Here is a 12,841-nt window from a genome sequence, read left to right as displayed (position 1 = left end):
TCCACGCGGTTGTCAGCCGGCCTGCGGGATGCGGGCGACCATGCGCATGGAGGTGGTCAGCTCCTCCATCTGCAGCCACGGGCGCATCCAGGCGACGGCGTTGTAGGAACCGGGCTTGCCCGGAATCTCCTTCACCTGCACCTTGGCCTCGGCCAGCGGGTACTTCGCCTTCATCTCCTGGCCGGCGTCGGCGTTGCCGTTGACGTAGTTCAGGATCCAGCGGTTCAGCCACGCCTCGCAGTCGCTCGCCTCCATGAAGGAGCCGATCTTGTCGCGCGCCATGATCTTCAGGTAATGGGCGAAACGCGAGGTCGCCATGATGTAGGGCAGGCGGGCGGAGATCGCGGCGTTGGCGGTCGCCTCCGGCCGGTCGTACTTCTTGGCCTTCTGGGTGGTCTGGGCGCCGAAGAAGACGGCGTAGTCCTGGTTCTTGTAATGGCAGAGCGGCAGGAAGCCCAGTTTCGACAGCTCAGCCTCGCGGCGGTCGGTGATGCCGATCTCGGTCGGGCACTTGGCGTCGCTGTCGCCGTCGTCCGAGGTGAAGGTGTGGAAGGGCAGATTCTCGACCTTGCCGCCGCCCTCGGCGCCGCGGATGGCGGTGCACCAGCCATATTGCGAGAAGGCGCTGGTCAGGCGCTCGCCCATCGCGTAGGCGGCGTTCATCCAGCAATAGTCGCCGTGCCGCATCGGACGGGCGACGCCGCCATCGAACGGCGCCTCCTCATACTCGAACTCCTCGATCGGCTTGGTGCTGGCGCCATAGGGCAGGCGGGCCAGCACGCGCGGCATGGTCAACGTGACGAAGCGGCTGTCGTCGCTTTCACGGAAGCTGCGCCACTTGGCGTATTCGACGCTGTCGAAGATCTTCTCCAGGTCGCGTGGCTTCGACAGCTCGGTCATGTCCTCGAAGCCGAACAGCTTGGGGCTGGCGGCGGAGATGAAGGGCGCGAAGGCGGCGGCTGCGACGTTCGACACGCCGCTCAGCAGCTCGACATCCTCGGGGTGGCTGGTGAACTCGTAATCGCCGATCAGCGCGCCATAGGGTTCGCCGCCGGCGATGCCGAACTCGTTCTCGTAGATCTTCTTGAACAGGTTGCTCTGGTCGAACTCGACCGCCTTGGAGATGTCCTTGTACAGGTCCTTCTTCGGGCAGTTCATGACGCGGATCTTGAGCGTGGAGCCCGTTTCCGAGTTCATGACCAGATAATTCAGGCCGCGCCACGAACCTTCCAGCTTCTGGAACTTCTCGTGGTGCATGATCGCGTTCAGCTGCTTGCTGATCTTCGCGTCGATCTCGGCGATCGCCTTGCTGATCGTCTGGCCCAGATTCTTGTTGAAGGTGACCGTGCCGGCCAGCGCTTCCTGGGTCAGGGTGCGCAACAGCTCCTGCGCGCGGTCCGGCTCGGTCTGCTTGGTCGCGGCGATGGCCTGATCGAGGATCGACAGGCCGGTGCCCTCGGCGGCGGCGCCGGCGGCGGTGGCGCCCTGGGTCTGTGCGTCGCTCATCGGATCAACCCTCCTTGGTCTCGTTGCCAAGCTCGCCGCTCAGCGCCTTCAGCTCGTCGGTGTTTTGCAGCACGCGCTCCAGCAGCCCTTCCAGCTCTTCCGAGCGGTCGGCCTTGCTCAGCAGGTCGCGCAGCTGGTTGCGGGTCTCCAGCAGCTTGCGCAGCGGCTCGACCTGCTGGACGACGCGGCCCGGCTCGAAATCCTCCATCGACTTGAAGGAGAGGTCGACGGCCATCTCGGTGCCGTCGTCGGCCAGCGTGTTCTCGACCTTCATCTTCAGGCCCGGCGTCATGCGGGCCATGACGTCGTTGAAGTTGTCGCGGTCGATCTGGATGAACTTGCGGTCCTTCAGCGGCTTCAGCGGTTCGGTCGGATCACCCGAGAAATCGCCGAGCACGCCGACGACGAAGGGCAGCTCCTTGACGACGGTCGCGCCTTCGGTCTCGACGTCGTAGGTGATGTGGACGCGGGGTTTGCGCACGCGATCCAGCTTCTGGTGGATACTTGCCATGTGATCGGACCTCCCTGCTCACGCCGTAGGATAGGCGATGATCGTCAATACCCGGATTGTTCGGCCGGCGGCGGCGCCTTGGCGCCCGACGCGATGAAGAACTGCCTCCGCGTCTCCTCGTCGGTGATCAGTTCCTGCAAAAGCTCCTGCAACGACATGCGGCCGCGGCGCACCACCTCCTCCAAGGTGTAGGAGATGGGCGAATGGGGTTCCGTCTTGCGGAAGAAATCGGCGACCTGCAAGAGAACCTTGAAGGCGTCCTCGCGGTTGGTCACGGCGCCGCTGGCCTGGATTTTCGCCGTGGCCGGCACGGAACCGCCGGCCGCCGCCGCTTCCGCCGTCTCCGGCGCGCTGTCCATCGCCGCCGGCTCGTCGCCGGCCAGGGTGGCCAGACGGTCGCGCGCGGCGTAATTCACCGCGTCGAGCGCGGCGGTCAGCACGGAGCGGATGTTGCCGGCGGGCGGCGCGTCGTAGCCGGCCTTGTCGTACAGCGCCTTGCCCAGCGCCTCGAATTCGTCGATGGCGCCCTGGATGTCCCCGACCAGCGTCCCGAACGCGGACGCCGGGGTTTCCCGCACGCTCTGCTCGAACTGGTCCCAGGTGACGGCGCCGTTGTCGATGCGGGTCTGCCGGCGCGCCTCGTCGGTGATCTTCGCCAGTTCCACCGCCTGTTCGTACTGCCACAGCGAATAGGCGACGTCGCCGCCGGTCAGCGGCACCTTGCGGATCGGCTGGATCAGCGTGCCGTCGGCGGATTCGCCGTTCAGGCCGGTCAGCGGGCCGACGCGGGTGGCGATGCCATCCTCGTCCGGTGCCGGATAGAGCCCGTCCCAGAAGCGCTCGACCAGGCCGCGCGCCAGGGCGAAGCCGTCGCGCAGGCCGGCATATCCCTCCGCCCGCAGCAGCGCCTCGATGAACCAGGCGGTGACCTCCAGATCCTTCGCCTGGGTGCGCAGGATACGCGGGCAGACCTCCAGGATGACGCGCCATTCCGGCAGAAGCCCGCCGGCGTCATCCTCCACATCCATGGATCGTTCGGCGGCACGGGCGGCGCTGCGGGCATCCTTCACCGTATAATAGTCGGCCGATGCGTTCTCGCGCAGATCGATCCCGGATTCGGACTCGCCATCGAGCGGTTGCAGCAGGTCTTCAATATCGAAAATCTGCGGTGTCGGCATGAAGGACAATACCTTTGTAAGCGCTCATATGAGGAAAGTCGAAACCCACCGTCAAACCTCGACCCATATGGGGGAAACGTTCGGGCCGAAAAAATTGATAGCGTTACTTATATCAGTTCGACAAGGCTATTCGTGGCGTCCGTCACGGTTAAACGAAATATTGCAAATGCGTAACGGCATCCGTTGGACTAACCCGACAAGCTTGACGAAACGTAATTGCGAATGAATGCTAAGCCGTGACGTCGGAACGCAGACCTTCGGAATCCATTTTCACGATGACTCCTGACGCAAGCACCCTTCCAACGTGTGGCAGCGCGGCAGAGCCCCTACCGATGGAAAAACGTGACGCCGCCGGCCGGCTGGTGGCGCGGGTCGGCATGGCCGCGGGCATGCTGGAGGGGCCTTGCGTCTTCTATGCGGAGGACGGGGAGACGGTGGTGTCGCGCATGACCTTCCATGCCGGCCGTCCGGTTCTTCCGGACCCCGGCGCGGAGATGTCGCCATTCCCGTCCGGTGGCCTGACGGCCACCGGCGACGCGCCGTTCTGACCGGCCGGAGACGCGAAGCATGCCGCCCGCCGCCCGCCTCGGCGATCTCATCAAGCAGGACGCGCCGCATTGCCATGCGCCGATCCACCCGCCGGCCCCGGTGCCGGCGCCGGCGCCCCATCCGGGCCTGCCGCTGGCCATCGTGCTGGGCAGCCCGACGGTACTGATCGGCAAGGCGCCGGCGGCGCGGCTGACCGACATCTCGGCGCCCTGCATGCTGCCCGGCTGCGTCCCGGCCGGTCCCGGCATGATTTCCCAGGGGTCGGGAACCGTGCTGATCAACAATCTGCCGGCGGCGCGGATCAACGACATGACCGCGCACACCAGCTGCGTCGCCCCCATCCCGTCACCGGTCGGCAAGGTGCTGCCGCCCGGCTGCCCCACCGTCATCATCGGCGGCTGACCGCATGCGCCTGGGACATTTCGAAAGCCTGCGTCCGGTCTGTCCGCGCTGCCTCGCCAACCGCGGCGCCACGGTTCCGCTGACGATCGGCCTCGTCGAGCAGGCGACGGCGGCGGACCTGCGCTGGGGAACCCTGGTCTGCGGCGATCCGGCCTGCGCGATGGAATATCCGGTCATCGACGGCGTGCCGGTCCTGGTGCCCGACCTGCGCGGCTGGATGGCGGGCAACGCCCATCTGCTGACCATGCGGGCCGACATCCCCGCGGCGATGGAGGGGGTTCTGGGCGACGGCTTCGGCCCCGACAGCGCCTTCAACGCCACCCGCCAGCATCTGTCGAGCTATGGCTGGGACCATTACGCCGACCTCGATCCCGCCACGCCGGCCGGCCGGGCCGGATCGGTGGCGCGCTGCCTCGAAGCCGGGCTGGAGCGTTTGGGGGCGCTGCCGGCCGGGCCGGTGCTCGATCTCGGCTGCGCTGCCGGCCGGACCAGTTTCGAGCTGGCCGAACGGACCGGCGGCCTGGTGATCGGCCTAGATCTGCATTGGCCGCTGCTGATGCTGGCCCGGCGGGTGATGGAGCGGGGCGAGGCGGTGTTTCCGCTGCGGCGTTCCGGCATCGCCTATGACCGCTGCCGGGTGGAAGCCCGCTTCGCCGCGGCGGAGCGGGTCGATTTCTGGATCGCCGACGCGCAGGTCCCGCCCTTCGCCCCGCGTGGCTTCGCGCTGGTCGCGGCGATGAATGTGCTGGACTGCGTGGCCTCGCCGCCGGCCCTGCTGCGCGCCATTGACTGCGCGGTGGCGGACGGCGGCGGCGCCCTGCTGGCGACGCCCTTCGACTGGTCGACCCAGGCGACGGCGGTGGAGGCGTGGCTCGGCGGCCACTCCCAACGCGGCGACGATTCCGGCCGCTGCGAGGCGGTGCTGGCCCGGCTGCTGACGCCGGGCGCCCATCCGCAATCGGTGGCAAGGCTGCACGCGCAAGGCGAGCCCATCGATTTTCCCTGGACGGTCCGCATGCATGAGCGTGCATCGATGCAGTACCGCACGCATCTCAGGATGTTGCGTGCGTAAGACTTGAAGTATTCGTACGGAATTTGAGAGTTTTTGAAGCATCATGGTGGATTTTTCGAAATGGCTTGATCACAGTTCTCCTTGCAATTGCGGGGCAGGTTTTCCGCATGTGAACCGGCGGGGACAGTCGGGGATGGCAAGGGCTGCCGAAGGCCCACGAAACAAAGGTTGCACGAAGGGGGTTTGAGCGATGGTGTCTGTCGATCTTCAGGGCCTGATTTCGCGTCTGCATCCGGTTTGCCGGCGGTCTCTGGAGGCTGCTGCGGGTCAGACGCTGTCGCGCACGCATTACAATTGCGAGATCGAGCACTGGCTTCTCCAGCTGATCGGCGCCGCCGACGGTGACGTTTGCGCCATCCTGCGTGTCTACGAGATCGACGCCGGGCGTCTGTCGGCCGACCTGACGCGGGTTCTGGACAAGCTGAAGACCGGCAACAGCCGGGCGCCGGCCCTTTCGCCCGCCCTCGTCCAGCTGATGCGCGAGGCCTGGGTCCTGGCCTCCCTGCAATATGGCGAGGGGGCGATCCGCTCCGGCCATCTGCTGGCCGCGCTGCTGTCGGACGACTCGCTGTCGGCCCAGGCCCGCGACATGTCGGGCCAGTTCGCCAGGATCAGCGCCGAGGCGCTGCGCCGCGACCTGCCCGGGATCGTCGCCGACACGGCGGAGGCGCGGACCGGCGCCGCGGCCGCCGCGGCCGCGGCCGGAGGCGGTGGCGCCGCGGGCGGTGCCGCGAAGGCCGGCGGGGCGACCCCCAACCTCGACCAGTACACCATCGACCTGACCGAGCGGGCGAAGGCCGGCGGGATCGACCCGGTGCTCGGCCGCGACGCCGAGATCCGCCAGATCATCGACGTGCTGACCCGCCGCCGCCAGAACAACCCGATCCTGACCGGCGAGGCCGGCGTCGGCAAGACGGCGGTGGTGGAGGGCTTCGCGCTGCGCATCGCCGCGGGCGACGTGCCGCCCGACCTGCGCAACGTCCGCCTGCTGTCGCTCGACCTCGGGCTGCTCCAGGCCGGCGCCGGCATGAAGGGCGAGTTCGAGAACCGGCTGAAGGGCGTGATCGACGAGGTGAAGGGGTCGAGCCAGCCGATCATCCTGTTCATCGACGAGGCGCACACCCTGATCGGCGCCGGCGGGCAGGCCGGGCAGAACGACGCCGCCAACCTGCTGAAGCCGGCGCTGGCGCGTGGCGAGATGCGCACCGTCGCCGCCACCACCTGGGCCGAGTACAAGAAATATTTCGAGAAGGACCCGGCGCTGACCCGCCGCTTCCAGGTGGTGAAGGTGGAGGAGCCGGCGGAGCCGGTCGCCGTCGACATGATGCGGGGCCTGACCGCGACGCTGGAGAAGCACCACAAGGTCCGCATCGTGACCGAGGGGCTGATCGAAGCGGTCCGGCTGTCGAGCCGCTACATCCCGGCGCGCCAGCTTCCCGACAAGGCGGTCAGCCTGCTCGACACCGCCTGCGCCCGCGTGGCGATGAGCCAGACCGCCACCCCGCCGGCCATCGAGGACCGCCGCCGCACCATCCAGCTGACCGGGACCGAGCTGGCGATCCTGGAGCGCGAGCAGGCCATCGGCATCGACCATGCCGAGCAGGTGGCGGCGCTGAAGGACAGGATCGCCGCCACCGAGGCCGATCTGGCGGCGCTGGAGGCGCGCTGGACCAGGGAGCTGGAGCTGGTCAAGGCGATCAACGGCACGCGCGATCAGCTGGTCGCCGCGCACGAGCGGGCGAAGGCGCGGGGCGCCGAGGGCGCCGCCACGGCCGAACCGCCTGACGCCGAAGCGCTGGCCGCCCGGCTTTCGGCGCTGACCGCCGAGCTTTCGGCGGTGCAGGGCGAGGATCCGCTGGTCAAGGTGGCGGTGGACGGGCAGGCGGTGGCCGAGGTGGTCGCCAACTGGACCGGCGTCCCGGTCGGCCGCATGGTGTCGAACGAGATCAGGACCATCCTGTCGCTGGCCGACCGCATGAAGGAGCGGATCATCGGCCAGGACCATGCGCTGGACGCCATCGCCCAGGCGATGTGGACCAGCCGGGCCAAGCTGACCGACCCGCGCAAGCCGATCGGCGTCTTCCTGATGGTCGGCACGTCCGGCGTCGGCAAGACCGAGACGGCGCTGACGCTGGCCGAGCTGATCTATGGCGGCGAGCAGAACGTCACCACCATCAACATGACCGAATACAAGGAGGAGCATAAGGTCTCGCTTCTGCTGGGCTCTCCTCCCGGCTATGTCGGCTTCGGCGAGGGCGGCGTGCTGACCGAGGCGGTGCGGCGCCGGCCCTACAGCGTCGTGCTGCTGGACGAGCTGGAGAAGGCCCATCCCGGCGTGCAGGACATCTTCTTCCAGCTGTTCGACAAGGGCACGATCAAGGACGGCGAAGGCCGCGACATCGACTTCAAGAACACCGTCATCATCATGACGTCGAACGCCGGCACCGACCTGATCCACAAGCTGTGCGCCGACCCGGAGACCGCGCCGGACGCCGACGGGCTGCTGGAGGCGCTGCATCCGGAGTTGCAGAAGAGCTTCAAGCCGGCCTTTCTCGGCCGCTGCACCGTCATTCCCTATTTCCAGCTGTCCGACGAGAATCTGAAGAAGATCGTCGTGCTGCAACTGAACCGCATCGCCCGGCGGGTGGCGCGGAATTACAAGGCGGCCTTCTCCTATTCCGACGATCTGGTCCAGGGCATCGTCGACCGTTGCCGGGAGGTCTCCAGCGGCGCCCGCAACATCGAGACCATCCTGAACCGCACGCTTCTGCCGGAGATGTCGTCGCGCATCCTCGCCCGCATGGGCGACGGCGAGCCGATCACCCGCGTCCATGTCGCCGTCGATGGCGAGGACCGCTTCATCTACGACATCGCCTGACATGGCGCGGCCCGACATGGCGGAGCCCGACGCGGGAGAGCCGGGGGCGGCCGGGGAAAGCGGCGGGCCGTGATGCCCGTCACCGCGGCCGTCTCAAGTCTTTCGTAACCATAAAATACCGTTAACCCTTTCCCGTTAAGACCGACCTTCAAGAGAGCGAGGAGACCAACATGGCGATCTATGTAAAGTATGACGGCATCGACGGTGAGGCGACGCACGAGTCCCACAAGAAGTGGCTCGACGTCGGTTCGCTCCAGTGGGGCGTCGGCCGCGCCATCAGCACCCCGTCGGGCTCGACCGCCAACCGCGAGGCGTCGGAGCCGTCGGTGTCGGAAGTGACCATCAGCAAGATGATGGACAGCTCCTCGCCGAAGTTCTTCGTCGAGTCCTGCACCGGCGCCATCGGCAAGAAGGTGCAGATCCACCTCGTCACCACCGGCAACCCGGGCAACACCTACGCCGAATACACCCTGACCAACGCCCTGGTCTCGTCCTATTCGATGTCGTCCGGCGGTGACCGTCCGTCGGAGTCGATCTCCATCAGCTTCACCAAGATGGAGTACAAGTTCATCCCCTACGACGACAAGAACAAGGCCGGCACGCCGATCTCGGTCTCCTACGACCTGTCGACGACCAAGAGCGCCTGATAAGGCCCCGTCGCCGGACCCGCCCCGCTCCCTCCCCACCCCCGCCCGCCCGCCGGGGGAGGGGAGGGAGCGGGGCGGGTCCTTTCCCCACCATCGGTTTCCACCCATAGGACCAAGCCCGCATGTCGGATGCGCCCACCCTCTCGCAGACCGGCCGGCTTCTGTCGCTGACCTCGCCGCTCGGCGCGGACGTGCTGATCCCGGTGGCCGTCGAGGGGGAGGAGGGGCTGTCGCGCCTGTTCCGCTACACCATCACACTGGTCTCCCCACGGATGACCATCGCCCCGGCCGACATGCTGGGCAAGTCGCTGACCTTGTCCATCGCCCGCAAGGGCGGCGATCCGCGTGTCGTCAACGGCATCGTCAGCGGCTTTTCCGCCGGGCCGCTGGCCCTGCGCGGCCACCGCCAATACACGGTGGAGATCGTTCCGAGCCTGTGGCTGGCCACCCTGCGCTCCGACTGCCGGGTCTTCCAGGAGAAGAGCGTCGTCCAGATCGTCGATGCCGTCCTGTCCGACTGCGGCGTGACCGAGGTGAGGAGGCAGGGCCTGTCCGGCACCCACAACGCCCGGCCGGTCTGCGTCCAGTACCGCGAGACCCATTACGACTTCATCGCCCGCCTGCTGCGGGACGAGGGCATCTATTTCTATTTCCAGCACGAGGCCGGCAAGCATACGCTGATCCTGAGCGACAGCGCGTCGGGCTACACCGATTGCCTGGACAAGGAGGTCGTCCATGCCGCCTCGGCCCAGGGCAGCATGCTGGCGATCGAGGGCTGGTCGCACGCGCAATCCTACGTGTCCGGCAAATGGACGTTGACGGACTATAATTTCGAAACCCCCGGCGCCGACCTGACCGCCAGCACCGCCACCGTGCTGGGGGTGTCCGCCTTCAAGCCGCACGAACGGTTCGACCATCATGCCGGCCATATGGTCAAGGCCGACGGCACCGATCTGTCCCGTCTGCGCATGGAGGAGACGGAGACCGGCTATGAGCGGGTGGAGGCGTCGGCGACCTATCGCGGCCTGTTCGCCGGCGGCAAGATATCCCTGACCGCCCATGCCGTGGCGGCGGAGGTCGGCAAGGGTTATGTCCTGACCGACCTGGCGCTGAGCGCCCATGACGAGAGCCATCTCGGCAATGCCGGCGGCACGCCCGGCTTCTCCTGCCGTTTCACCGCGATTCCCGACGCCACGGTGTTCCGCCCGCCGCCGGTGCCGCGCCCGCGCACCCATGGGCCGGACACCGCGACTGTGGTCGGCCCCAGCGGCGAGGAGATCTATTGCGACAAGTATGGCCGGGTCCGGGTGCAGTTCCATTGGGACCGCAAGGGCGCCAATGACGAGAAGAGCTTCGTCTGGCTGCGCGTCGCCCAGGCCATGGCCGGCAGGAACTGGGGCACCCTGTTCACCCCGCGCGTCGGCATGGAGGTGCTGGTCGACTATATCGGCGGCGACCCCGACCGGCCGCTGATCGTCGGCTGCGTCTATAACGGCGAGAACATGCCGCCCTACACGCTGCCCGACAACAAGACGCAGAGCGGCATCAAGACCCGCTCCAGCAAGGGCGGCGACGCGACGGCCTTCAACGAGCTGCGCTTCGAGGACAAGAAGGACGCCGAGGAGATCTATGTCCACGCTCAGAAGGACTTCAAGCGGGTGGTGGAGAATGACGACAGCCTCCAGGTCGATCACGACCAGACCATCACCATCAAGAACGACCGCACCGAAACGGTGTCGGAAGGCAACGAGACGATCACGATATCCAAAGGCAAACGCAGCGTCACCGTGTCGGAGGGCGACGACAGCCACGAGGTCAGCAAGGGGAACCAGTCGCTGACGGTCGGGCAGGGCGACCGCAGCGTCACCGTCAGCCAGGGCGACGACACCCACACCGTCGGCCAGGGCAACCGGACGGTGAAGGTCGGGCAGGGCAACGACAGCCTGACCGTCGGACAGGGCAACATGCTGATCGACGTGAAGAACGGCGATTATGCGCTGAAGCTCGGCCTCGGCGACGTGTCGGTGAAGGCCGGCACCGGCAAGATCACCCTGGAGGCCACCACCGCCATCGAGTTGAAGGTCGGCGCCAACAGCGTCAAGATCGATCAGAGCGGCGTCACCATCAAGGGCACCATGGTCAAGGTCACCGGCGACGCCCAGGTCCAGATCAAGGGCGCGATGACCCAGCTGAACGGCGATGGGATGGTCCAGGTCAAGGGCGGCGTGGTAACCATCAATTGACGAACCGCCGCCCGCGGCGGGGCGGTGCTTATGGCGGGGTTGGGACGGGGGAGTGGGACGGTGGACATCGGGTTGTTGCCGAAGTTGCGCTTCGCCCGCGCGGCCGAAGCGGTCGCGGGGCTGGATCTGTCGGAGGAGGCCAAGGCGCTGCTCGCGCCCAACGCCCCGACGGCGGCCTTCCTCAAGGCGCTGATCGACGCCGACCTGCACGCCGACGCCATCCGCCTGCTGGCCATCGCCCTGCCGCGGCGCGAGGCGGTGTGGTGGGGCTGTCTGGCCGCCCGCGGCGCCTTGCCGCCGGATCCCGCCCCCGCCGACGGCGCGGCGCTGGAGGCGGCGGAGGCCTGGGTCTTCCGCCCGACGGAGGAGAACCGCCGTGCCTGCTTCGCCCCGGCCGAGGCGATGAATTTCGAGACCGCCTGCGCCTATGCCGCCATGGCCGCCTTCTGGTCGGGCGGCAGCCTCGCCCCGCCGGATGCGCCGGTGGTGGTGCCGCCGGGCGACGGGCTGACCGGCACCGCGGCATCCGCCGCCGTGCTGCTCGCCGCGGCATCCGTACCGAAGGAGATCAAGGCCCGCCATCGCGCCGCCCTGGTCCAGGCGCTCGACATCGCCAATGGCGGCAGCGGCAAGGTCGGGGGATGAGGCGATGAAGCTGCGCCTGACCCTGGTCCAATGCCCGCCGTCGCAGGGCGGCGACATCGCCCGCGACCTCGGCGGCGGCCGGCTGGTGATCGGCCGCGGTCCCGACTGCGACTGGGTGCTGCACGACCCGGACCGCACGCTGTCCAAGACCCACTGCATGGTGGAGTTCAAGGGCGGCGTCTATGTCGTCATCGACAGCTCGACCAACGGCGTCTTCCTGAACGAGTCGCCGACCGCCATCGGCCGCGGCAACTCCGCGGTGGTGGGGGAGGGCGACCGGCTGCGCATGGGCGGCTTCGTCATGCGCGCCGGCTTCGCCGCCGAGGAGGCGCCGCCCGCCAACGATCCGTTCCTGGCGGTGCTGCGCGGCGCCGACGCGCCGGCCCGTCCGGCCGTGGCGGAGGACGACCCCTTCGCCCCGCCGGCCTTCGGCCGCGGTCCGGTGCCGGTGATGCCGATCCCGGACGACGAGGATCTGTTCGGCCGGGCCGGCGACCGCAGGAGCGGCGGAACGTCGGGCGGCTGGCAGCCCACCGCTGCCGCCGATGGACGCGATGCCGACTGGCCCGGCTCGGCGCAGCCCGACTTCGCCCCCGACAGTCTCGGCACCATCCGGGTGGCGGCGGAGTCGCCCGGCTTCGGCTCCGCCGCCGGTGCCGGCGGCATGACGATTCCCGAGGATTGGCTGGACGAGCCGCTCGACACGCCGCCCTTTCCGCCGCCAGCGATCCCGTCGGTGGGCTCCGCCCATTTGCCCGACGACTGGGCGGACGCGCCGCTGGTGCCGCCGGCCTTCGGCAACCGTCCGACACCGGCCCCGGCCGCCGACCCGTTGGCGCGGGCGCTGGCCGACGTGGTGCTGTCGCTGGTCCGCCAGCAGGCGGCGCTGGACTCCCTGCTCGGCCTTGATCCGGAGGAGACGCGTGCTCTGGGCGACTCCCCGCTGCTGCGGGCCGCCGATGGCGCCGACGCGCTGGCCCGTCTGCGCGCCCTGCCGCCGGCCGAGGCCGAGGCGCTGCTCCGCTCCGCCGCGTCCGCCGCCATCGCCCACCAGTCGGCGCTGCTGGCGGCGGTGCGCGAGCTGGCCGGGGAGACCGCCGATGGCGGTGCGCGGCTGGCCGCGCTCTACCGTCGGCTTCTGCCGGTCCACCGCCATGCGCTCGGCGGCTGATCCCCGATGACGACGCACACCCGCCCGCAAGAGGAAAAG

At 68.3% G+C, this 12,841-nt stretch carries 11 protein-coding genes; 8 read left to right on the top strand and 3 right to left on the bottom strand.

Translation table 11 applies throughout. The annotated features are described in order from the left end of the window. Positions 1-12: 12 nt before the first annotated feature. The 3 genes from tssC to tssA are packed head-to-tail and all read right to left on the bottom strand — an operon-like array spanning position 13 to position 3,195. Positions 13-1,506 carry a type VI secretion system contractile sheath large subunit gene (gene tssC, locus AZL_RS09425; RefSeq protein WP_012974401.1) on the bottom strand — a complete coding sequence of 498 codons (1,494 nt, stop codon included), beginning with the start codon at positions 1,504-1,506 and terminating at the stop codon, positions 13-15. A gap of 4 nt (positions 1,507-1,510) precedes the next feature. After that, positions 1,511-2,017: a type VI secretion system contractile sheath small subunit gene (gene tssB / locus AZL_RS09420; RefSeq protein ID WP_012974400.1), complete on the bottom strand. Its 507-nt coding sequence runs from the start codon at positions 2,015-2,017 to the stop codon at positions 1,511-1,513. 44 nt (positions 2,018-2,061) lie between these two features. Next, positions 2,062-3,195 (bottom strand): type VI secretion system protein TssA, encoded by a 1,134-nt coding sequence (tssA, locus tag AZL_RS09415; RefSeq protein ID WP_012974399.1) that lies wholly within the window; start codon positions 3,193-3,195, stop codon positions 2,062-2,064. 332 nt (positions 3,196-3,527) lie between these two features. Between tssA and AZL_RS09410 the strand changes: the two genes are divergently transcribed. The 8 genes from AZL_RS09410 (at position 3,528) to AZL_RS09375 (ending at position 12,802) form a co-directional block, all read left to right on the top strand. Further along, positions 3,528-3,743 carry a hypothetical protein gene (locus tag AZL_RS09410; protein ID WP_042442883.1) on the top strand — a complete coding sequence of 72 codons (216 nt, stop codon included), beginning with the start codon at positions 3,528-3,530 and terminating at the stop codon, positions 3,741-3,743. 19 nt (positions 3,744-3,762) lie between these two features. Beyond that, positions 3,763-4,146 carry a PAAR domain-containing protein gene (locus tag AZL_RS09405; RefSeq protein ID WP_012974397.1) on the top strand — a complete coding sequence of 128 codons (384 nt, stop codon included), beginning with the start codon at positions 3,763-3,765 and terminating at the stop codon, positions 4,144-4,146. Positions 4,147-4,150: 4 nt separating this feature from the next. Continuing rightward, entirely contained in the window at positions 4,151-5,218 is a 1,068-nt protein-coding gene (locus AZL_RS09400; RefSeq protein ID WP_012974396.1) for a methyltransferase domain-containing protein, read from the top strand. Positions 5,219-5,408: 190 nt separating this feature from the next. Next, a complete protein-coding gene (gene tssH / locus AZL_RS09395) occupies positions 5,409-8,096 on the top strand; it encodes a type VI secretion system ATPase TssH (RefSeq protein ID WP_012974395.1) in 2,688 nt (895 codons plus the stop codon). Positions 8,097-8,266: 170 nt separating this feature from the next. After that, positions 8,267-8,743 (top strand): Hcp family type VI secretion system effector, encoded by a 477-nt coding sequence (locus AZL_RS09390; RefSeq protein WP_012974394.1) that lies wholly within the window; start codon positions 8,267-8,269, stop codon positions 8,741-8,743. Between the two features lie 122 nt (positions 8,744-8,865). Continuing rightward, a complete protein-coding gene (locus AZL_RS09385) occupies positions 8,866-10,986 on the top strand; it encodes a type VI secretion system Vgr family protein (protein WP_012974393.1) in 2,121 nt (706 codons plus the stop codon). Between the two features lie 60 nt (positions 10,987-11,046). Further along, positions 11,047-11,631: a DUF6931 family protein gene (locus AZL_RS09380; protein WP_012974392.1), complete on the top strand. Its 585-nt coding sequence runs from the start codon at positions 11,047-11,049 to the stop codon at positions 11,629-11,631. A gap of 4 nt (positions 11,632-11,635) precedes the next feature. Continuing rightward, the gene (locus AZL_RS09375; RefSeq protein ID WP_012974391.1) at positions 11,636-12,802 is read left to right on the top strand and encodes a type VI secretion system-associated FHA domain protein; all 1,167 of its coding nucleotides are present in this window, start codon (positions 11,636-11,638) and stop codon (positions 12,800-12,802) included. Positions 12,803-12,841 lie beyond the last annotated feature (39 nt).

The organism is Azospirillum sp. B510, assembly GCF_000010725.1.
Classification (GTDB): Bacteria; Pseudomonadota; Alphaproteobacteria; order Azospirillales; family Azospirillaceae; genus Azospirillum; species Azospirillum lipoferum_B.
Note: the sequence above shows the minus strand (reverse complement) of the source record. Positions and strands in the feature narration are given on the sequence as shown.

Bases quoted from the DNA above. Each gene is read 5' to 3' on its own strand.
- tssC (WP_012974401.1), bottom strand. From the start codon at position 1,506: ATGAGCGACGCACAGACCCAGGGCGCCACCGCCGCCGGCGCCGCCGCC.
- tssB (WP_012974400.1), bottom strand. From the start codon at position 2,017: ATGGCAAGTATCCACCAGAAGCTGGATCGCGTGCGCAAACCCCGCGTC.
- tssA (WP_012974399.1), bottom strand. From the start codon at position 3,195: ATGCCGACACCGCAGATTTTCGATATTGAAGACCTGCTGCAACCGCTC.
- AZL_RS09410 (WP_042442883.1), top strand. From the start codon at position 3,528: ATGGAAAAACGTGACGCCGCCGGCCGGCTGGTGGCGCGGGTCGGCATG.
- AZL_RS09405 (WP_012974397.1), top strand. From the start codon at position 3,763: ATGCCGCCCGCCGCCCGCCTCGGCGATCTCATCAAGCAGGACGCGCCG.
- AZL_RS09400 (WP_012974396.1), top strand. From the start codon at position 4,151: ATGCGCCTGGGACATTTCGAAAGCCTGCGTCCGGTCTGTCCGCGCTGC.
- tssH (WP_012974395.1), top strand. From the start codon at position 5,409: ATGGTGTCTGTCGATCTTCAGGGCCTGATTTCGCGTCTGCATCCGGTT.
- AZL_RS09390 (WP_012974394.1), top strand. From the start codon at position 8,267: ATGGCGATCTATGTAAAGTATGACGGCATCGACGGTGAGGCGACGCAC.
- AZL_RS09385 (WP_012974393.1), top strand. From the start codon at position 8,866: ATGTCGGATGCGCCCACCCTCTCGCAGACCGGCCGGCTTCTGTCGCTG.
- AZL_RS09375 (WP_012974391.1), top strand. From the start codon at position 11,636: ATGAAGCTGCGCCTGACCCTGGTCCAATGCCCGCCGTCGCAGGGCGGC.